Source organism: Aureimonas sp. OT7, assembly GCF_014844055.1.
Lineage (GTDB): Bacteria > Pseudomonadota > Alphaproteobacteria > Rhizobiales > Rhizobiaceae > Aureimonas > Aureimonas altamirensis_A.
The window spans coordinates 1,377,362-1,396,483 of the sequence record NZ_CP062167.1 but is presented as its reverse complement, the minus strand read 5'-3'; the positions used below and the strand labels follow the sequence as shown (position 1 = coordinate 1,396,483).

The 19,122-nt window shown below is 66.2% G+C and carries 17 protein-coding genes; 6 read left to right on the top strand and 11 right to left on the bottom strand.

Annotation, left to right across the window (positions count from 1 at the left end; translation table 11 throughout):
- Positions 1 to 8 precede the first annotated feature (8 nt).
- The gene (locus IGS74_RS06760; protein WP_192390358.1) at positions 9 to 1,841 is read right to left on the bottom strand and encodes a pseudouridine synthase; all 1,833 of its coding nucleotides are present in this window, start codon (positions 1,839 to 1,841) and stop codon (positions 9 to 11) included.
- Positions 1,842 to 1,973: 132 nt separating this feature from the next.
- On the opposite strand from IGS74_RS06760, the gene IGS74_RS06755 reads away from it, so the two are divergent.
- Positions 1,974 to 2,417: a nucleoside deaminase gene (locus IGS74_RS06755; protein ID WP_192391477.1), complete on the top strand. Its 444-nt coding sequence runs from the start codon at positions 1,974 to 1,976 to the stop codon at positions 2,415 to 2,417.
- Here IGS74_RS06755 and IGS74_RS06750 read toward each other — a convergent pair.
- From IGS74_RS06750 to IGS74_RS06735, 4 genes are all read right to left on the bottom strand, one after another.
- Complete coding sequence (locus IGS74_RS06750) at positions 2,414 to 3,064, bottom strand: hypothetical protein (protein WP_052194536.1); 651 nt, start codon at positions 3,062 to 3,064, stop codon at positions 2,414 to 2,416. The two genes, IGS74_RS06755 and IGS74_RS06750, sit on opposite strands and share 4 nt — an antisense overlap.
- A 112-nt stretch (positions 3,065 to 3,176) precedes the next feature.
- Positions 3,177 to 6,137 (bottom strand): isoleucine--tRNA ligase, encoded by a 2,961-nt coding sequence (gene ileS / locus IGS74_RS06745; protein ID WP_192390357.1) that lies wholly within the window; start codon positions 6,135 to 6,137, stop codon positions 3,177 to 3,179.
- A gap of 80 nt (positions 6,138 to 6,217) precedes the next feature.
- Complete coding sequence (locus IGS74_RS06740) at positions 6,218 to 7,216, bottom strand: bifunctional riboflavin kinase/FAD synthetase (RefSeq protein WP_192390356.1); 999 nt, start codon at positions 7,214 to 7,216, stop codon at positions 6,218 to 6,220.
- On the bottom strand, positions 7,213 to 8,046 hold the full coding sequence (locus IGS74_RS06735) for a TIGR01459 family HAD-type hydrolase (protein ID WP_192390355.1): 834 nt from the start codon (positions 8,044 to 8,046) through the stop codon (positions 7,213 to 7,215). The genes IGS74_RS06740 and IGS74_RS06735 overlap by 4 nt, the downstream gene beginning before the upstream one ends.
- 318 nt (positions 8,047 to 8,364) lie before the next feature.
- Here IGS74_RS06735 and groES point away from each other — a divergent pair, with 318 nt between their 5' ends.
- The 5 genes from groES to IGS74_RS06710 all read left to right on the top strand — a co-directional run bounded on the left by groES (position 8,365) and on the right by IGS74_RS06710 (position 12,786).
- Entirely contained in the window at positions 8,365 to 8,661 is a 297-nt protein-coding gene (groES, locus tag IGS74_RS06730) for a co-chaperone GroES (protein ID WP_039188743.1), read from the top strand.
- A gap of 73 nt (positions 8,662 to 8,734) precedes the next feature.
- The gene (gene groL, locus IGS74_RS06725) at positions 8,735 to 10,369 is read left to right on the top strand and encodes a chaperonin GroEL (protein ID WP_039188740.1); all 1,635 of its coding nucleotides are present in this window, start codon (positions 8,735 to 8,737) and stop codon (positions 10,367 to 10,369) included.
- A gap of 168 nt (positions 10,370 to 10,537) precedes the next feature.
- Positions 10,538 to 10,723 (top strand): CsbD family protein, encoded by a 186-nt coding sequence (locus tag IGS74_RS06720; RefSeq protein ID WP_192390354.1) that lies wholly within the window; start codon positions 10,538 to 10,540, stop codon positions 10,721 to 10,723.
- A gap of 170 nt (positions 10,724 to 10,893) precedes the next feature.
- Positions 10,894 to 12,288, top strand: coding sequence for a class II fumarate hydratase (gene fumC, locus IGS74_RS06715; RefSeq protein ID WP_192390353.1), 1,395 nt, complete (start codon positions 10,894 to 10,896; stop codon positions 12,286 to 12,288).
- A gap of 126 nt (positions 12,289 to 12,414) precedes the next feature.
- The gene (locus tag IGS74_RS06710; RefSeq protein ID WP_192390352.1) at positions 12,415 to 12,786 is read left to right on the top strand and encodes a DoxX family protein; all 372 of its coding nucleotides are present in this window, start codon (positions 12,415 to 12,417) and stop codon (positions 12,784 to 12,786) included.
- A 413-nt stretch (positions 12,787 to 13,199) separates the two neighbouring features.
- Here IGS74_RS06710 and IGS74_RS06705 read toward each other — a convergent pair.
- The 6 genes from IGS74_RS06705 to IGS74_RS06680 all read right to left on the bottom strand — a co-directional run bounded on the left by IGS74_RS06705 (position 13,200) and on the right by IGS74_RS06680 (position 19,057).
- Positions 13,200 to 14,145 (bottom strand): IS630 family transposase gene (locus tag IGS74_RS06705; RefSeq protein ID WP_192390351.1). Its coding sequence is split into 2 segments (ribosomal slippage): positions 13,200 to 13,806 and positions 13,805 to 14,145, totalling 948 coding nucleotides; the frame shifts between segments, so codons are not numbered across the junction.
- A 422-nt stretch (positions 14,146 to 14,567) separates the two neighbouring features.
- Positions 14,568 to 15,263: an ATP phosphoribosyltransferase gene (gene hisG / locus IGS74_RS06700; protein WP_192390350.1), complete on the bottom strand. Its 696-nt coding sequence runs from the start codon at positions 15,261 to 15,263 to the stop codon at positions 14,568 to 14,570.
- Positions 15,260 to 16,396, bottom strand: coding sequence for an ATP phosphoribosyltransferase regulatory subunit (locus IGS74_RS06695; protein WP_192390349.1), 1,137 nt, complete (start codon positions 16,394 to 16,396; stop codon positions 15,260 to 15,262). The genes hisG and IGS74_RS06695 overlap by 4 nt, the downstream gene beginning before the upstream one ends.
- Positions 16,393 to 17,916 carry a histidine--tRNA ligase gene (gene hisS, locus IGS74_RS06690; RefSeq protein WP_192390348.1) on the bottom strand — a complete coding sequence of 508 codons (1,524 nt, stop codon included), beginning with the start codon at positions 17,914 to 17,916 and terminating at the stop codon, positions 16,393 to 16,395. The genes IGS74_RS06695 and hisS overlap by 4 nt, the downstream gene beginning before the upstream one ends.
- A 109-nt stretch (positions 17,917 to 18,025) precedes the next feature.
- Positions 18,026 to 18,328, bottom strand: a complete 303-nt coding sequence (locus tag IGS74_RS06685) for an I78 family peptidase inhibitor (RefSeq protein WP_192390346.1) — start codon at positions 18,326 to 18,328, stop codon at positions 18,026 to 18,028.
- Between the two features lie 75 nt (positions 18,329 to 18,403).
- Entirely contained in the window at positions 18,404 to 19,057 is a 654-nt protein-coding gene (locus IGS74_RS06680; RefSeq protein ID WP_192390344.1) for a DNA-3-methyladenine glycosylase I, read from the bottom strand.
- Between the last annotated feature and the right edge of the window lie 65 nt (positions 19,058 to 19,122).

The following is a 19,122-nucleotide window of genomic DNA, read 5'->3' as shown; positions in this document are numbered from 1 at the left end:
ATGCCGGCTCAGCGTCCTCGCGACGGGCCGGGACGGCTGGGGCGCGGGCCGTTTCCCTTCGGCCGGTCGCCACCCCTGAAGCCATCGCCTTTGGGGCCACTTCCCCGGGGTCCGCTGCCCCTGGGGCCACTTCCCCTGGAGCCTTTGGGGCCGTCGGCGTTCGGTCCGCTTCCCCTGGGGCCGTTCCACCTGGGGCCATCGCGTCTCGGCCCATCGTTTCTCGGGCCATCGCTCCGTGGGCCGTCGCTCCTCGGGCCTTTCCGCTCCGGCCGGCCGGCGCGGGCCGGACGGCTACCCTCGGTGCGGGCGCTTTCTTCCAGAGCTTCCTTGCGCTTGGGCCCAATGGCGCGGGCTCCGGGCGCCATCCACACATTTGCCGAACGGCGGCCTGTCGCGGGGGCTGGCCGGCGCGGACGTGGCGTCTCTTCGCCATCGCCATCCCGGCGCTCGCGCCGGTCCGGCCGCCCTTCGCGGAAGGGCTTGTCGTCACGCTCGCGGCGCGGACCGCGGTCACCGCCCGGCTTCGTATCCAGGCGGGCAAGGCCGTTTTCACGGAATGCGGCATCCGAACGCTTGCGGTTCGGCTTCCGCTTCATCTCCCCAACGGTGATCCACTCACCATCCGAGCCATCGGCACGGCGGCGCTCCGGCCCATCGCGCTTTTCGGTGCGGACCGGCTTGTTCGAGAATTCGTTGACGATAGGCGCGTCGAAATTGGCGCCCGATTCCTCTATCAGGCGTGCGCCGAGCTGGTCGCGCAGGGTGCGCCCCTTCACTTCCATCACGGCGCCTTCGGCCAGTTCGCCAAGCTGGAACGGGCCGAAGGAAACCCGGATCAGGCGGTTCACCTCAAGGCCGAGATGGCCGAGAATGCGCTTGACCTCCCGGTTCTTGCCCTCCCGAAGGCCCACGGTCAGCCAGGCGTTCGAGCCCTGCTCCCGGTCGAGGGTGGCCTCGACGGCGCCATAGAAGACACCGTCGATGGCGATACCCTGCCGAAGCTCGTCCAGTGCCGCCTGCGAAACAGAGCCGTGCACCCGTACGCGGTAGCGCCGAAGCCAACCCGTGGCCGGCAGTTCCAGCGTCCGCGACAGGCCGCCATCGTTCGTCAGCAGCAGCAGACCCTCGGTGTTGATATCCAGCCGCCCGATGCTGAGCACGCGGGGCATGTCGTCCGGCAGGCGGTCGAAGACGGTCGGACGTCCCTCGGGGTCGCGATTGGTCGTCACCAGCCCGGCCGGCTTATGGAACAGCCACAGACGCGTACGCTCGATGGCCGGCAGCGGCGCGCCGTCCACCTCGATGCGGTCCGATGGGCCGACATCGACGGCGGGACTGTCCAGCAACGCGCCGTTAACCCGCACCCTGCCGTCGGCAATCATGCCCTCGGCGTCACGGCGCGAGGCAACGCCTGCGCGCGCCAGGCGCTTGGCGATCCGCATCGTGCCGACATCCTCGGGCGCAGCATCGCGCGGCGGACGCGAGGCATCGCGCGGCGGACGCGCCGTACGCGGTGCGTCTCCGCGCTCGGACAACGCGCGCGGCTTGCCGAAACCACCGCGCTTTTCACCATCCTTGCCGAAACCGCCACGCTTTTCGCCGTCCTTGCCGAAACCGCCGCGCTTCTCGTCGTCGCGGCCACCGGCATCATGCGACAGGCGGCCATAGCTGCGCGGCTTCTTGGGAGCGCCGTCCGCATCATGCCCGCCATGCGATTTCGTGCCGTGGCTGCGCGGCTTGAACGGCTTCTTGCCGCCGTCCGCCCCGTGGCGCCGTTCGCCTTGCCCCGGCCGGCGGCCATCCGTGCGCCGCTTGTCGTCGCGGCCGTTCCTGTCGTTCATCGTTCGATCCACGTCATCTGTCTGGGTGTGGGGCGTCGTCAGGCACAACACGCTCCCACCTTCGTTGAAAATGCTCTATCAGGTCCGGCCTACGCACACGAGGGGTCACGCGAGTTGAACGGCACCGAATTCATGCAGGCCGCGCTGGAAGAAGCGGTGGCAGCCGGCGAGCGCGGCGAGGTCCCGGTTGGCGCAGTGCTGGTGATGGATGGCCGTATCGTTGCCCGCGCCGGCAACGAGACGCGCGCCCGCAACGACCCGACCGCCCATGCGGAAATCCTGGCGATCCGGCGCACATGTGACGCGCTGGGCCAGGAGCGACTGACCGGCGCAGACCTGTATGTAACGCTGGAGCCCTGCGCAATGTGCGCGGCGGCAATCTCGTTCGCACGGATCCGCCGGCTCTACTTCGGTGCCAGCGACCCGAAGGGTGGCGGGGTCGAGCATGGCGGCCGCTTCTATGTGCAGCCGACCTGCCATCATGCGCCCGACGTCTATGGCGGCATCGCCGAGACGCAGTCCGCCCACATCCTGACGGAATTCTTCCGCCTGAGGCGCGAGCCCCCGCAGGCCTAGAACGGAAGCGCGTCGCGGATGCGGGAGCCGAGCGTCCGGGTGCCCTTGGAGCGGCGCTCCTTGACCGACTCGTCCACGCCCTGGTCTCCGACGGGCGCGCCGGCGGCGGGTTGGCGATAGGCCAGGGGCGGCTCGGACAGGTAGCGGCGCTCCGACGGTGTGCCGTACTGGGTCGCGCGGGCCTGCTGCGCCTGCTGGCCCTCCCGGCCGAGCCGGCGCGGATCGATCCACGAGCCCTCGCTGTCGCCAAGGCGCGTATTGCCGCCGGCCGGCGCCTGTACACCCGTGCGATAGTCCGCCGGCAACGCAGCATCGCCCGCTGTCGCTTCGGCGGCAGCCATGCGGCGCGCCCGCTGCACTTCGGGCGAAACCGGCCAGTTCGGGTCGGCCGACGCAACCGAAGCGTCGCGCGGCGGCGGAAGCTGGTTGAGGTTCTGCGGCTTAACCAGTTCGGGGCGCGGCTGATAGTTGATCGGCTGCTTGTTGTCGCTGGACCCCAGGGACACGATGTTGTCCAGATCGTTCAGGAGTTGCGCGCCCTGTGTCGTACCCGTTCCGTAGGTCGGACCGACACAACCGGCGAGAGCCAGCCCGCATGTGCCGAGCATGGCCAGGCGTATGGCGTGGCTCGCGTTCTTCATGCTCATGAACCTTCCAATCCCCGTTGCATCGCAAGCCGTCCGGCGGATGCCTCCGGGCCTCCTTACAATAAACTGCGGCCAAATTACAGATTTCCGGGCCGATAATGCAAGGCGTCGGTCAGGCGACCGCCACCCCGAGCGCCTTCAACTCGCGCAGCGCCTCGGCATCGCGAGGGCTGACATCCGGAAATTCCGGATCCGAGCCGACATCCGGCGCAATTTTCCAGGAACGCGCGCATTTGCGGCCTTCCGCCAACCGGTTCACAACGGCGACCCCCGGCGTATCGGCAAGCCGGAACGCCTCGGCCGGCGGCGGCGCGGTGGTCACTGCGATACCGCTGGTGATCGCGATTTCCGCAAGGTCGAGCGATTCGAGGAGGGCCGCCAGATCGGGATCCTCGATATACACCACCGGCGCGGCTTCGAGCGATGAGCCGATATGCTTGGCGCGCCGCTCTTCCTCCAGCGCGCCGGTGACCACGCGGCGAACCCGCTTGACGTCTCGCCAGCGGCCGGCCAGCGCGTCGTCGCGCCAGTCGGCGCCTGCGGGCCGGAACTGTTCGAGGTGAACCGACTTCGCCTGCGGATGGCGCGCCAGCCAGGCTTCCTCCATCGTGAATGGCAGCAGCGGGGCCAGCCACGTCACCAGCCTGTCGAAGATCTCCCGCACCACCTGCAAGGCGGCCTTGCGGCGCAGGGATGACGGCGCATCGCAATAGAGGGCGTCCTTGCGGATGTCGAAGTAGAAGGCCGACAACTCCACCACCGCGAAATCCAGCAGGGCCCGCGCGATCCGCTTGAAGTCGAACGCATCGTAGCTCTTGAGCACGAGCGTCTCCAGCTCGGACAGCCGGTGCAGCATCAGCCGCTCCAGCTCCGGCATGTCGGCAACGGGCACCGTCTCCCCCGTGTCGTGCGCCAGCGTACCCAGCATCCAGCGGATCGTGTTGCGGAGCTTGCGGTAGGCGTCGACATTGGTCTGCAGGATCGTCTTGCCGAGCCGAAGATCTTCCGAATAGTCCGAAGAGACGACCCAGAGGCGCAGGATATCCGCACCGGACTGCTTGATGACCTCCTGCGGGGTGACGACATTGCCCAGCGACTTGGACATCTTGCGGCCGTCTTCGTCCATGACGAAGCCGTGCGTCAGGACGGCGTCGTAGGGCGCACGACCGCGGGTTCCGCAGGATTCCAGCAACGATGAATGGAACCAGCCGCGATGCTGGTCCGACCCTTCCAGATACAGGTCGGCCGGCCACTTCAGGTCGGGCCGCTGCTCCAGCACGAAGGCATGGGTGCAGCCGGAATCGAACCACACATCCAGGATGTCGCGGACCATGGTCCATCGCCGGGCGTCGTGCCCATTGCCGAGAAAACGCTCCTTCGCGCCCTCGGCAAACCATGCATCCGCCCCCTCCTCGCGGAAGGCCGCCAGGATGCGGGCGTTGACGTCCTCATCCTTGAGGATGGCGCCGTCCTCGTCCACGAAGACGCAGATCGGAACGCCCCAGGCGCGCTGGCGCGACAGGACCCAGTCCGGCCGGTCGGCGATCATGCCGCGCAGCCGGTTCTGGCCGGAAGCCGGCACGAAGCGCGTCTCGTCGATGGCCTTCAGTGCACGGTCGCGAAGTGTATCGTCAGCGCCGCCGATATCCCTGTCCATGTGGACGAACCATTGCGGCGTGTTGCGGTAGATGACCGGCTTCTTGGAGCGCCAGGAATGCGGATAGGAGTGCTTGAGGCGGCCGCGGCCGATCAGCGTACCCGTTTCGACCAGGGCGCCGATGACGCGCGCGTTGGCATCGCCCTTCTTGCCCTTGTCGTCGATTACCCGGGCGGCACCGGCCGGCGCGTCCGGCCCGAGGCCCGGCGCATCCTTGGTATAGAAGCCGTCATCATCGACCGTGAACGGGATCGTCGTGTCGATGCCGCGCTGCTCCAGCGCCCGGCGCGCATCGATGAAGGCCTCGAAATCCTCCGTGCCGTGGCCGGGGGCCGTGTGCACGAAGCCCGTGCCGGCATCGTCGGTCACATGGGCGCCGACAAGAAGAGGCACCGGAAACGCATAGGGCTCGCCGGCCGTGGCCGCAGCCCCCTCCGGACGCCAGCCCCGTAGGGGATGATCGAGCACCATGTCCTCGAGCGCGGCGGCGGGCACGTCGGCCAGCCGCACATATCCGCCCTCCGGTACGCGGGCCTTTGCCATGACATCGGAAGCCAGCGCGTCGGCGATCAGATAACGCTGGCCCTGATGCGCCCAGCGCGGCGCCTCTGCGGTCTCGGGCGCCGTCACTTCGTAGAGGCCGTAGGCGATACGCGGATTATACGTCACGGCGCGGTTGCCGGGAATCGTCCAGGGCGTCGTCGTCCAGATCACCACGGCGGCGCCGGCGAACGGCCCGTCGCCACGGACGGGGAACCTCACGAAGATCGTGTCCGACTCGTGGTCCTGGTATTCGACTTCCGCCTCGGCCAGGGCCGTGCGCTCGACTACCGACCACATCACCGGCTTGGAGCCGCGATAGAGCTGGCCACTCATGGCGAATTTCAGCAACTCGCCGGCGATGACGGACTCGGCCTCGTAGGCCATCGTCAGATAGGGGTTGGCGAAATCGCCCTCGACGCCGAGGCGGCGGAATTCGGCGGATTGCAAGCCCACCCAATGGGCCGCGAACTCGCGGCATTCCTGCCGGAACTCGTTGATCGGCACCTCGTCCTTGTTGCGACCGCGGGCACGATACTGCTCTTCGATCTTCCATTCGATCGGCAGGCCGTGGCAGTCCCAACCGGGCACGTAGTTGGAGTCGTAGCCCCGCATCTGGAACGAGCGGGTGATCACGTCCTTCAGCACCTTGTTCAGGGCATGGCCGATATGCAGGTTGCCGTTGGCATAGGGTGGGCCATCATGCAGCACGTATTTCGGCCGGCCCCTGGAGACCTGGCGCAGCGTGCCGTACAAATCCATCGAATCCCACTTCTCGATCCATTTGGGCTCGGCATCCGGCAGGCCCGCGCGCATCGGGAAATCCGTTTGCGGCAGATAGAGGGTCGCGGCGTAATCGAAGGCATCTTTGGTCATGGATCGGGCTTTTTCGTCGGGATGGACCGGCTTCGGTGGCGCAGTTTCTAGTGCAAGACCGGCCTGTTATAAAGAGAGATTCAGGTAGCGACGCCAAAGGAGAGCCGCGCATCCAGCGGCGACAGCGGGTTGGAACCGGCCAGCAGCGCCCGCGCTTCCTGCGAATCGCGATCCATCTGCGCAACCAGCGCCTTCGCATCGTCGAAGCGCATCTCCCCCCGCAGCCGGCCGAACACCGAAACCGCGACCGTTTCCCCGTAGAGTTGGTCGTCGAAGTCGAAGACGAAGGTTTCGAACAAGGCTGCGCCACCGTCGAAGGTGGGCCGTCGACCGAAGCTGGCGACGCCGGGCATGGCCACGCCGTCCGCCCGCGTCAGCTTGACGGCGTAGATGCCCTGCATCAGCAGCGTGTCGTGCGGAAGCGTCATGTTCGCCGTCGGATAACCCAGCGTGCGGCCCAGTTTGCGGCCGTGGACGATCTCTCCCTCGACGATCCAGCGATAGCCCAGAAGGGCGTTCGCCCCCGCCACGTCGCCAACCGACAGGTCCGATCGGATACGGGAGGACGAGACGACAGCGCCGCCCTCGTCGTCGAACTCGGCGATCACGCTGACGCCGATAGTCCTTTGTCCGCAGGCGGCGGCCAGCGTCTCTGCGGTGCCGGCACGCCGGGCGCCGAAGTGGAAATCGTATCCCACCACGACATGGCGTGCACCGAGGGCGCCGAGCAGGCAGTCCTCGATGAAGCTTTCGGCCGTTTCGGACGCGAACTCGCGGGTGAATGCCTGTTCCACCACCGCGTCGAAACCCAGCTCATCGAGGATCCGGGCCTTGAGCGGAGCGGGCGTCAGGCGCGCCACCGGCTGTTCCGGCCGGAAAACGCTGCGCGGATGCGGCTCGAATGTCAGGCAGACCAGCGGTAGCCGCTCGCGCGTGGCGATCTCGGCCGCGGCACTGAGAACGGCCTGATGGCCACGGTGTACGCCGTCGAAATTGCCGATCGCCACCACGCCGCCGCGCAGATCTTCAGGCAAGGCGGTGGCGGCATCGAGGCGCAGGATGCGCCCGGGCGCTGTCATGCGAGCGAGCCCGTCACGTAGCGCGCCTGCAGGCGCCGCCGCGTCAGCTCTTCCGCCAGGGCCGGCATATCGGCGTGGAAGGGCGCCAGATCCTGCTCATGGATACCCTTCTCCACCAGGAGCGCGTCGGCGCCATAGGCGTTCGCGCCGCGAATATCGGTATAGAGACCGTCTCCGATGCACAGAAGACGCCCGCCCGCCAGTTCAGCCGCGCGGGCCGCGACATCGTAGATCGGGCGATGCGGCTTGCCGGCCAGGTGCACGGTTCCGCCGAGCTTCTCGTACTCGGCGGCAAGTGCGCCGGCGCAATAGATCAGGCGCGGGCCGCGATGCACGACGATGTCGGGGTTGGCGCAGATCATCGGCAGATTGCGTGCGGCAAGGCGCGCCAGCATGTCGGCGTAGTCGGCCGGGGTCTCCGCCTCGTCGTCGAACAACCCCGTCACCACGACGGCCTTGGCCTCGGCCTCCGGCACCAGCCGCACGTCAAGGCCGGCATAAAGGTCGAGGTCCCGCTGGGCGCCGATATGGAAGATGGTGTCCGGCCCCTCGTCGATCAGCGCCCGCGTGGCATCGCCCGAGGTGACGATCGCATCGTAGGCATCCCGCGTGACGTGCAGCGCATCGAGCTGCGCGCGCACCCCCTCGCCCGGTCTCGGCGAATTCGTCAGCAGCACGACACGGCAGCCGGCGCGCCTGGCATCCAGAAGGGCGGCCTCCGCCTGCGGCGACTTCACCTCGCCATCGTGGACGACACCCCACACGTCGCAGAAGATGACATCGTAGGAACCGGCGATCGTCGAAAGCCGGTCGATTCTCCTGGGGATCATCGGTCCCGAATCCATTCCGCATCCTGTTCCTGCAATGCCGGCATGCCTATATGCCGGTCGATGGGTAATCGGTGATGGCCTACGTTTCCCATCCCGTCGCGTCAACCTCGGCGCGAGCCCCCCGGGCCGATCTCGCGGCAGCGCAGCACGGACCGCCGCAAAAAATTCTTGGGTCGCGCCCGCAGCCATTCCTTGACAATCGCGCCGCGTCACACCTATCTCGTGGCTGTTAGCACTCTCCATCGGTGAGTGCCAATTCATCCGGGCCGGAATGCCGAAGGGTTTCGGCCCGCCCCATTCAAGTGAAGGTTCGACGATATGGCTAACGTGAACTTCCGTCCTCTGCATGACCGCGTCGTCGTGCGCCGCGTGGAGTCCGAGAACAAGACCGCCGGTGGCATCATCATCCCCGACTCGGCCAAGGAAAAGCCGCAGGAAGGCGAAGTCATCGCCGTTGGCGCCGGCGCGCGCGACGAAGCGGGCAAGGTCGTTGCGCTGGACGTCAAGGCCGGCGACCGGGTCCTGTTCGGCAAGTGGTCGGGCACCGAGATCAAGATCGGCGGCGAAGACCTGCTCATCATGAAGGAATCCGACATCCTCGGGATCGTCGGCTGACCCTTCCGGCATCGCATTTCCCCGACAATCTGAAACGGCGCGGCCTTGAAGGCGCGCCGAGGAGAGAGAGACAATGGCAGCCAAAGAAGTAAAGTTCTCCGGCGATGCGCGCGACAAGCTTCTGCGCGGCGTCGACATTCTCGCCAACGCAGTCAAGGTGACGCTCGGCCCCAAGGGCCGCAACGTCGTCATCGAGAAGTCCTTCGGCGCTCCGCGCATCACCAAGGACGGCGTGTCGGTGGCCAAGGAGATCGAGCTCGAAGACAAGTTCGAGAACCTCGGCGCCCAGCTCGTCCGCGAAGTGGCCTCCAAGACCAACGACAAGGCCGGTGACGGCACGACGACCGCCACGGTCCTCGCGCAGTCCATCGTCAAGGAAGGCGCCAAGGCGGTTGCCGCCGGCATCAACCCGATGGACCTGAAGCGCGGCATCGACATGGCCGTCGCGGCCGCCGTCGAAGACCTGAAGTCCCGTTCCAAGAAGATCTCCACCTCGGCTGAAGTCGCCCAGGTCGGCACGATTTCCGCCAATGGCGACAAGGTCGTCGGCGAGAAGATCGCCGAGGCGATGCAGAAGGTCGGCAACGAGGGTGTCATCACCGTCGAAGAGTCGAAGGCGCTCGAGTTCGAGCTCGAGACCGTCGAAGGCATGCAGTTCGACCGCGGCTACCTGTCCCCCTACTTCGTGACCAACGCCGAGAAGATGGTCGCCGAGCTCGACAAGCCGTACATCCTCATCCACGAGAAGAAGCTCTCCAACCTGCAGGCCATGCTGCCGGTTCTGGAGTCGGTCGTGCAGTCGTCGCGCCCGCTGCTCATCGTTGCCGAGGACGTCGAAGGCGAGGCTCTGGCCACGCTGGTCGTCAACAAGCTGCGTGGCGGCCTCAAGATCGCAGCCGTCAAGGCTCCGGGCTTCGGTGATCGCCGCAAGGCCATGCTGGAAGACATCGCCATCCTGACCGGTGGCCAGGTCATCTCCGAAGATCTCGGCATCAAGCTCGAGAACGTGACGCTGGACATGCTCGGCACTGCCGAGAAGGTGCAGATCACCAAGGAGAACACGACGATCGTCGACGGCGCCGGCACCAAGGACGAGATCCAGGGCCGTGTCGCGCAGATCAAGGCGCAGATCGAGGAGACCACCTCGGACTACGACCGTGAGAAGCTGCAGGAGCGCCTTGCCAAGCTGGCCGGCGGCGTTGCCGTCATCCGCGTCGGCGGTGCGACGGAAGTCGAGGTCAAGGAGCGCAAGGACCGCGTCGACGACGCGCTCAACGCGACCCGCGCAGCCGTCGAGGAAGGTATCGTCCCCGGTGGCGGTACGGCCCTCCTGCGCGCCAAGAAGGCCGTCGAAGCCCTCAACGACGCGAACCCGGACATCAAGGCCGGCATCAAGATCGTGCTCCGCGCCCTCGAGGCTCCGGCACGCCAGATCGCCGAGAACGCCGGTGTCGAAGGCTCCGTCGTCGTCAACAAGGTTCTGGAGCAGGATGGAGCCTTCGGCTTCGACGCCTACACCGAGACCTATGTCGACCTCGTCCAGGCCGGCATCATCGACCCGACCAAGGTTGTCCGCACGGCCCTCCAGGACGCGGCATCCGTCGCCGGCCTGCTGGTGACCACCGAGGCGCTCGTGGCCGAGCTGCCGAAGGACAAGTCGCCGATGCCCGCCATGCCGGGCGGCGGCATGGGTGGCATGGACTTCTAAGTCCAGGCTTCCACCAGAAAGACAGAGGGGTCCGGCGAGCCGGGCCCCTTTTTCGTATCGAACCCGGCAAGATGACCAATTTGTAATCTGCCCGCTGGAACGGCTCCACACCTCCTTCGTTTCTTATCGGAACTCCGGCGCTCCGCCGGGAAGAAACAGGAGTGACAGATGGTCGACAAGAACGAAGTCAAGGGCGGCGCCAAGGAACTGGCCGGCAAGGTCAAGGAAGCCGCCGGCAAGGCTGTCGGCAACGATCGCCTGCAGGCCGATGGCCTTGCGGACCAGGCCGAGGGCAAGACCCAGAAGAATTACGGCAAGGTCAAGGATGCGGTAAAGGACCAGGTCGGACGCTGACCGCTTCCACCAGCCAGTTTGCAAGGCCGCCACGCCACCGCGTGGCGGCTTTTTCCTGTCGCGCCTTCAAACGATTTTACTGCCGCAACGCAACAATCGCGCCTCGACTAGCGCGGCGTCATGGCGCATACCCTTCCCACAAATCGTGAAACCTTCGGGAGCCAAGGGTAATGACGAACACGCGGCGCGAAACCGATTCCATCGGAGCCATAGAGGTAGCGACCGACCGCTACTGGGGCGCTCAGACGGAGCGCTCGCTCAATAATTTCCGCATCGGCACCGACCGTCAGCCCCTGCCGCTCATTCATGCGCTGGCCACCGTCAAGAAGGCGGCGGCACGCGTCAATGCCGACATGGGCAAGCTCGACGGCAAGCTCGCCGACACCATCATCCAGGCCGCCGACGAAGTCATTTCCGGCAAGCTGGACGACCATTTTCCCCTCGTCGTCTATCAGACCGGCTCCGGCACGCAGACGAACATGAACGTCAACGAGGTCATCTCCAACCGCGCCATCGAAATGATGGGCGGGGAGCTGGGCTCCAAGAAGCCCGTGCACCCGAACGATCACGTCAATATGGGCCAGTCCTCCAACGACGTATTCCCGACTGCGATGCACGTTGCCGTCGTCGTCGAGGCGACGAACCGCATCCTGCCGGCCATCGACGCGCTGCACGATGCGCTCGACAGGAAGGCGAAGGAGTTTGCCGACATCATCAAGATCGGCCGCACCCACACTCAGGATGCGACGCCGATCACGCTGGGGCAGGAGTTCTCCGGTTATGCGGCCGCGCTGTCTCTTTCGCGCCGCCGCGTCGAGCAGGCGATGGACGGCGTCTACGCCCTTGCGCAGGGCGGCACGGCCGTCGGCACCGGCCTGAATTCGCCGGTCGGCTTCGATGTCAGGATCGCGGCGGAAATCGCGCGCCTGACCGGACTGCCGTTCCGTACCGCCGACAATAAGTTCGAGGCGCTCGCCTCGCACGGCGCACTCGCCTTCTTCCATGGCGCACTCAACGCACTGGCGACCGACCTGTTCAAGATCGCCAACGATATCCGCTTTCTCGGCTCGGGGCCGCGCTCCGGCCTCGGCGAGTTGTCGCTGCCTGAGAACGAGCCCGGCTCGTCCATCATGCCCGGCAAGGTCAACCCGACACAGGCCGAGGCGCTGACCATGGTCGCGACCGAGGTCTTCGGCCATGAGACGACCGTGACCGTAGCCTCCAGCCAGGGCCATTTCGAGCTGAACGTCTTCAAGCCGGTCATCGCCAACGCCGTCCTGTCTTCGATCCGGCTTCTGGCCGATGGGATGGACTCCTTCCGCGAGCATTGCGTGGACGGCATCAAGGCAAATACCGATCGGATCAAGGCCCTGATGGAGCAGAGCCTGATGCTGGTGACGGCCCTTGCCCCCACCATCGGCTACGACAATGCCGCCAGCATCGCCAAGACAGCGCACAAGCGCGGCACGACGCTGCGCGAAGAGGCGATCGCCTCCGGCCACATCACGGCGGAGGAATATGACCGGATCGTCGATCCCGCAGCCATGACGCGCCCCGGCGAATAAGTCCTGGACGGGGGCCCCGCCCCCCGTACCACCGGGGCCTCTGCATCGCTTGCGCAATCAAGCACTTTACGCCGCCCCCAAGTTGCTGCACCCTCACGCTCATCGCGGGCCAAGGGGGACAGCCGCATGAACACAACCGTATTGTTGATCGGGCGCGTTCTGCTCGGCCTGCTCTTCGTTCCGGCCGGCTTCGGCAAGCTCATGGGCGCGGCGGGCTTTGCCGGCTATCTCGGCAGCCTCGGCGTCCCGGCGCCTTTGGCCATGGCCTACATCGTCGGCCTGTTCGAGCTTGTGTTCGGCCTGCTCGTCATCGTCGGCTTCCAGACCCGCCTTGCGGCATGGCTGCTGGCGGCCTTCTGCATCGTCACGGCCTTCATCGGCCATTGGGGCGATTCCAGCGCCATCCTGAAGAACTTCGCGCTGGCCGGCGGCTTCCTGTATCTGGCGACGTTCGGTGCCTATGCACCTGCCGTCGACAAGGAAGCGAACCGGCTCTAGCGCACGGGCAGATCGCAATCCGGCGTTGTTGGACGCGCCTGCAGGGGCGCGTCTATACGCGTCGTGTTGGAGGGCGCAGCAGCAGCCGCCGCGCCAGCCCGGCGTCAACCGCGGAGGATGAGCCACCGCGGCTGTGGCAGCAGGCTTGCCCTTGAACAGGCGTGAGAAGCGATGGTTTCGCCATTGACGATCACGCTTGAGATAGAAAACCCGGAGCGGTTGGCGGGCCAAACTCCGGGTGCAGTTCTGGTATCATTAAGTAAAACGGGGTCGGCCGTTACAGCATCCGGCCTCACTCCCTGAACATAAGACCTTACGAAAACCAGTTCAATCAACCAGACGGCGCATCACCCGTCGAAGCGTGCGAGCACGCCATCGACAGGCGAGAGACAGGGCTCTAGAGCGTTTTCCGATCAGTTGGCGTCGTATCCAGCGGCCTTGAAGTAGTTGGCGCATTCGGCCGGCGCGAAGAGCGGGATCAGCATGCCGACGGCCGTCCAGAGCGTCTCGACGGTGCGCTTTGCCCTGGCCCGCATGAGCGCCTTCAGCTTGGAGAAGGCCATCTCGATCGGGTTGAAGTCGGGACTGTAGGGCGGAAGGTAGCGAAGCTCGGCACCGGCCCGCTCGATCGCCTCTCGTACGCCTTCGGCCTTGTGAGCGGGAAGATTGTCCATGACGACGACGTCGCCGGGCAGGAGCGTCGGGACCAGGACTTGGCTGACATAGGCTTGGAAGGCGACACCGTTCATGGCGCCGTCCAGCACCATCGGCGCTGTCATGCCGGTCAGCCGCAGGGCGCCGGTGAACGTCGTCGTCTTCCAATGTCCATGCGGTACGCCGGAGCGACACCGCTCTCCCTTTGGTGAGCGGCCGTATCGACGGGCCATCTTCGTGTTCAAGCTCATCTCGTCGATGAACACCAGCTTCGAGGGTTCCAGCTCGAGTTGACCGTCGAACCAGGCCGCTCGCCGCTTCAGGACGTCCGGGCGATCCTGTTCGCTCGCGTGCGCAGTCTTTTTTCCACGTGATGCCGCGCCGGTCGAAGAACCGCCAAAGCGTGCCGACCCCGACCATCAGCCCACGCTCGTCGGCCAGGCGACGCTGCATCTCGTGAAGCGTGATGTCGTCGGCCTCGTCGACCAGAGCGAGGAGGAAATCGGCCTCCGCCTCGATCCGGCCCGAGCGGCGGTCGCCGCTCATCGGCAGCGGGTCGGTCCGCCCCGAACGGTCCTGCGACCGCCAGCGCACCGCCGTCGCGATCGCGATCCCGAACCGCTCGGCCGCAGCGTGCGTCGTCGCACCCTGCCGCATCGCCCGCAAAACCCGAGGCCGAAGATCAATCGACAAAGCCCGTGCCATCGCTGCCTCCCTTCCGGTCGACACCTTGAATCACGAACTGAACCCGGACTCTACCCAGTCGGAAAACGCTCTAGCGCACGGGCAGATCGCAATCCGGCGTTGTTGGACGCGCCTGCAGGGGCGCGTCTATACGCGTCGTGTTGGAGGGCGCAGCAGCAGACGCCGCGCCAGCCCGGCGTCAACCGCGGAGGATGAGCCACCGCGGCTGTGGCAGCAGGCTTGCCTTGAACAGGCGTGAGAAGCGATGGTTCTGCCATTGACGATCACGCTGGTGATACAGAAAACCCGGAGCGGCTGGCAGGCCAAACTCCGGGTGCAGTTCTGGTATCATTAAGCGAAACGAGGTCGGGTGTTACAGCACCCGGCCTCACTCCCTGAACATACGGCCTTACGAAAACCAGTTCAACCAACCAGACGGCGCATCACCCGTCGAAGCGTGCGAGCACGTCGTCGATGGTCGCCTGGTCCTCGCCCGTCACATCGGCCGCGTCGGCCCTGGCCAGGCAGGCCTGCGACGACAGGATAAGCCCGTCGGACAGGACGCGGAGCCGGTTGGCGGTCAATGTCGAGCCGGTCGAGGTAATGTCCACGATGATATCGGCGGAGCCGGCTGCAGGGGCTCCTTCCGTCGCCCCCAGGCTCTCGACGATGCGGTAGGTCTGGATGCCGTGATTGCGAGTGAAGAAGCTTTGCGTCAGGCGCCAGTACTTGGTGGCGATCCTCATGCGGTGGCCGTGTGCCGCACGGAAGCCGCCGGCCACATCGTTCAGATCTTCCATGGTCGTTACGTCGACCCAGCTGTCCGGAACCGCCACGACCACGTCGGCGTGGCCGAAGCCGAGCCGGGATACTATGGACAGGCGATCGCCGAAGTCGGGCAGCGTCTCGCGCAGCAGGTCTTCTCCCGTCACGCCGAAATGGATCGCGCCGTCACGCAGTTCGCGTGCGATCTCGGATGCTGAAAGAAGGATGACCTCCAGCCCGTCGCATCCTTCCACGCGTGTCCGGTAGGACCGCGCATCCTCGCCCGGCCGCACGAATATCCGCCGCGCCGCCAGCGCCTCGATCGTCAGGTCCTTGAGCCGCCCCTTGGACGGAATTGCGAGGGTGACGCTCATGCCGGGACCCTCGATCCAACCGACGCCATCCGGCCCGGCCACAGCGCAAAGCCCACAGCGGGGATCGTCTCCCGAGCGCCGAGATAAGAAACCAGCTTGTCGTACCGGCCACCACCGACCAACGGCCCGTCCTGTCCCTCTGCGGATATCTCGAAAACCATTCCGGTATAATAGTCGAGGGCACGCCCGAAGGCAGCGCGGTAACGCAGCCGGGACAAGTCCACGCCGGCACGGGCCAAGGCTTCCCCCCGCGCCTTGAAGGCGTCGAGGGAGTGTCCAAGATCGGTCCCGCTTTCCCGGCACAGCATTTCCAGGGCGTCGACGCTGCGATCCAGCGGACAATCGATGGACAGGAAGGCGCGCAGGCGTTCAAGCACCGTGCGGTCGAGCCGGGTTTCCGCAACGGCGACCTTTTCGATCAGGCGTCCGGCGATTTCGGCCGGGGTGCGCCCCCTGTGCAGGGGCAGCCCGCCCTCTTCCATCCTGTCGCGGATATTATCGGACAGCCTCGCGACATCGCGGGCGAGCGCCAGTTCGTAGAGATCCGGCGACAGGGTCTCGATGGACGCGCGGCTACCGCCGGTGGCAAGCGATTCCAACGCCTGGCGCAGCAGCGTATCGTGCCCGAAGGTTCGGATCAGGCGGCGCTGCCAGCCGGAGGGCAGGCCGAGCGATGACAGGAACTGCTCGAACAGGGCCTGGTCCCCGACCGTGGTTTCCACCTTCGTCAGGTCGATGCCGCAATCGGCCAGAACGCCGAGCGCGTCGGCGATCGTACGGCCATCGGCGGCGGCGCGGTCGGCATCGCCGAGATCCTCGATCCCGGCCTGCGGATACTCCGACGGTCCGTCGCCACTCTGGCGGAAAATCGTTCCGCAATAGGCATAGCGGCGCGGCAGGCCGGCCCCGTTCGCGATATGCGCCAGGCAGACCGGAATGGTGAAGTCCGGGCGAAGACAAAGGCCGCGCCCATCCTCGCCCTTGGTCAGGAAGATGCGCCGTCGCAACGCTTCACCGGCCGTATCCAGATACGGGTCGGAAGGCTGCAGGATCGGCACGTCCATCATCACGGCGCCACGCTGCACGAACTGTGCCGGCAGCGACCGCTCCAGTGCTGCGAGCGCGGTGCTCATTCTCCGCGATCCGCTGCCTGCTCGGCCAGCATGCGGCGGACGGTTTCCACCATTTCGGCCTCGGGCACGGTCACCTGTGCCGGCCGGGCGGCGCGCCAGGTTGCGTTGTCCTCGATCTCGGCGGAAAGACGCTTGCCTTCGATCAGGTCCTTGATCTGCACGACGCCGGACGCCTTCTCGTCGCCGCCCTGAATGATGGCCAGCGGCGCGGAACGGCGATCGGCATATTGAAGCTGCTTACCGAACTGCTTGGGATTTCCCTGGAACACGTCCACCGGCACGACAGGTTGGCCGGGCGCGTTCAAACCCGCACGCAGAAGACCGGCCAGACGCTGATAGTCGGCCATCCTGTCGCGGTCCATCACGGTGACGACGACTGGGCCGGGACGCTCGGCCACGCCGAGGCGGCCCAGATTCTTCAGCGCCGTCATGAGGCGCGAGACGCCGATGGAGAAACCCGTGGCCGGGACAGGCTGGCTCATGAAGCGGGCGACGAGCCCGTCATAGCGGCCGCCGCCGCCCACCGACCCGAACTGGACCTTCTGGCCCTTCTCGTTGGTGACGTCGAACAGGAGCTCGGCCTCGAATACGGGCCCGGTATAATATTCGAGGCCCCGCACAACGGAGGGGTCGATCGACACCCGGTCGTCGCCGTAGCCGGCGGCCTCGGCCAGCGAACGGATGGTTTCCAGTTCGTCGAGCCCCTCGACGACGCGGCCATTGTCGCCGAAGGCGTCCCGGACGCCCGCGATGCGGGCGGCCCCGCCGGCGTCGGCGAAGGAAAAGATCGACAGAACGCGCTCGATCGCCGATGCATCCAGCTCTGCGCCCTTGGTGAAGTCGCCCTTGCCGCCGCCATCGTCGAGACGGCCGGCCCCCAGGAGCTGGCGCACGCCGTCCACCCCGAACTTGTCGAACTTGTCGAGCGCGCGCAGCACCGTCAGCCGACGGGCTCCGTCGCCGCCGAGGCCGATGGCATCCAGGATGCCGTCCAGGACCTTGCGGTTGTTGACGCGGATCACATACTGGCCGCGCGCGATGCCCAGCGCTTCCATCGTGTCGGACATCATCATCGCCATCTCCGCATCGGCCGATACGGACGGCGCGCCGACGATATCGGCGTCGATCTGCATGAACTGCCTGAAACGCCCCGGCCCGGCCTTTTCGTTCCGGAACACGTAGCCGGCACGATAGCTGCGATAGGGCTTCGGCAGATCTTCGAAATTCTCGGCGACGTAGCGGGCCAGAGGCGCGGTCAGGTCGTAGCGGAGCGACAGCCACTCCTCGTCGTCGTCCTGCAGCGAGAAGACGCCTTCGTTGGGCCGGTCGCTATCGGGCAGGAACTTGCCCAGTGCATCGGTATATTCGAAGAAGGGGGTCTCCACCGGCTCGAATCCATAACGCTCATACACGTTGCGGATCGTGGCAAGCATTGCGTCCTGCGCACGCAGGTCGCTGGCGCTACGGTCGACGAAGCCGCGCGGCTGGCGCGCCTTCACCCGGTTCTGCTTGGCGGACATCGGTCTTGGGCCTCGGGACATAAGTCATTTTTGACTGATAGGCCGGGGTCTAATGGATCGAACCCCACAGCACAAGAAGCGCGCCGCCCCCATGCGATAAGGCCATGCCCTAGCCGCAGGCCGCCCGAACAACCTTGCCGGTACGCGGGTCGGTCTCGACCGTCACCCGGTTCTGGCGATAGTCCATCGTCACACCCTGGCCGGGCGCGATCTGGCGCACGATGGTCGCCCCCGTCCTTTGCATGGCTTCGTCATCGGTCAGCCGGTCCATGCCCACCAGCGCCGCCGCCGCATCGGCCCGGCACATTGCCTGCGCCGCACCGTCATTCACCGCGCTGGTGCCGGTCTGGCAGGCGGCAAGCGAAGCTGCGGCAAGCGTCAGCGCAAGGGCGGTTATCCGTTTTGTCGTCATCGGATGATCGATCCCGTATCTGTTGGCTCCGACACATGTAAGCGGCCATAGCCGCTCGTCCAGCCGCGCTTGCGGTCAGCGGGGACGGGCGAAGGCGTCGCGCTCGTTCTCGCAGGCGGTGCGGCAGCTACACCCTTCGATATGGTCGTTGACGAACCCCATCGATTGCATGAACGCGTAGCACGTCGTCGGTCCGACGAAGTTGAAGCCGCGCTTGCGCAGGGCCGTCGACATCGCCTTCGAAGCGGGCGTGACGGCGTTCCCGCGAAGCCAGTCCAGCGTCAGGGCCGGCGGCCTGTCCGATGCCGGTGGCTCGAAGGCCCAGAGGAACGCCGCGAGCGTCTTGCCCTCTTCCTGCCGCAGGCGGATGACCGCGCGCGCATTCGAGATCGTCGCCTGGATCTTGCCGCGATGGCGGATGATGCGCGGGTCCTGCACGATGCGGTCGACATCGGCGGGGGTGAAGGCCGCCACGCGCTCCACGTCGAAGCCCTCGAACAACTCCCGGAAGGCGTCGCGCTTGCGCAGCACGGTGATCCACGACAGGCCGGCCTGGAACCCTTCGAGGCACAGCTTTTCATAAAGGGCCGTGTCGCTGCCCACCGGGCGGCCCCATTCGCGGTCGTGGTAGGCCTCGTATTCCGGCAGGCCCGCCTGCCAGAAACAGCGTGCCTTGCCATCGGCCGACAGGATCAGCCCGTCCGCAAGCCTGTTCGAATCGTTGCTCATGACCGGACGATAATGCGACAGGCCCGCCAAGGAAACGGACCGTTGCGTGCATCGCGGCATTTGCG

Coding starts and splice junctions, on each gene's coding strand:
- IGS74_RS06760 (WP_192390358.1), bottom strand. CDS start 1,841: ATGAACGACAGGAACGGCCGCGACGACAAGCGGCGCACGGATGGCCGC.
- IGS74_RS06755 (WP_192391477.1), top strand. CDS start 1,974: ATGCAGGCCGCGCTGGAAGAAGCGGTGGCAGCCGGCGAGCGCGGCGAG.
- IGS74_RS06750 (WP_052194536.1), bottom strand. CDS start 3,064: ATGAGCATGAAGAACGCGAGCCACGCCATACGCCTGGCCATGCTCGGC.
- ileS (WP_192390357.1), bottom strand. CDS start 6,137: ATGACCAAAGATGCCTTCGATTACGCCGCGACCCTCTATCTGCCGCAA.
- IGS74_RS06740 (WP_192390356.1), bottom strand. CDS start 7,216: ATGACAGCGCCCGGGCGCATCCTGCGCCTCGATGCCGCCACCGCCTTG.
- IGS74_RS06735 (WP_192390355.1), bottom strand. CDS start 8,046: ATGATCCCCAGGAGAATCGACCGGCTTTCGACGATCGCCGGTTCCTAC.
- groES (WP_039188743.1), top strand. CDS start 8,365: ATGGCTAACGTGAACTTCCGTCCTCTGCATGACCGCGTCGTCGTGCGC.
- groL (WP_039188740.1), top strand. CDS start 8,735: ATGGCAGCCAAAGAAGTAAAGTTCTCCGGCGATGCGCGCGACAAGCTT.
- IGS74_RS06720 (WP_192390354.1), top strand. CDS start 10,538: ATGGTCGACAAGAACGAAGTCAAGGGCGGCGCCAAGGAACTGGCCGGC.
- fumC (WP_192390353.1), top strand. CDS start 10,894: ATGACGAACACGCGGCGCGAAACCGATTCCATCGGAGCCATAGAGGTA.
- IGS74_RS06710 (WP_192390352.1), top strand. CDS start 12,415: ATGAACACAACCGTATTGTTGATCGGGCGCGTTCTGCTCGGCCTGCTC.
- hisG (WP_192390350.1), bottom strand. CDS start 15,263: ATGAGCGTCACCCTCGCAATTCCGTCCAAGGGGCGGCTCAAGGACCTG.
- IGS74_RS06695 (WP_192390349.1), bottom strand. CDS start 16,396: ATGAGCACCGCGCTCGCAGCACTGGAGCGGTCGCTGCCGGCACAGTTC.
- hisS (WP_192390348.1), bottom strand. CDS start 17,916: ATGTCCGCCAAGCAGAACCGGGTGAAGGCGCGCCAGCCGCGCGGCTTC.
- IGS74_RS06685 (WP_192390346.1), bottom strand. CDS start 18,328: ATGACGACAAAACGGATAACCGCCCTTGCGCTGACGCTTGCCGCAGCT.
- IGS74_RS06680 (WP_192390344.1), bottom strand. CDS start 19,057: ATGAGCAACGATTCGAACAGGCTTGCGGACGGGCTGATCCTGTCGGCC.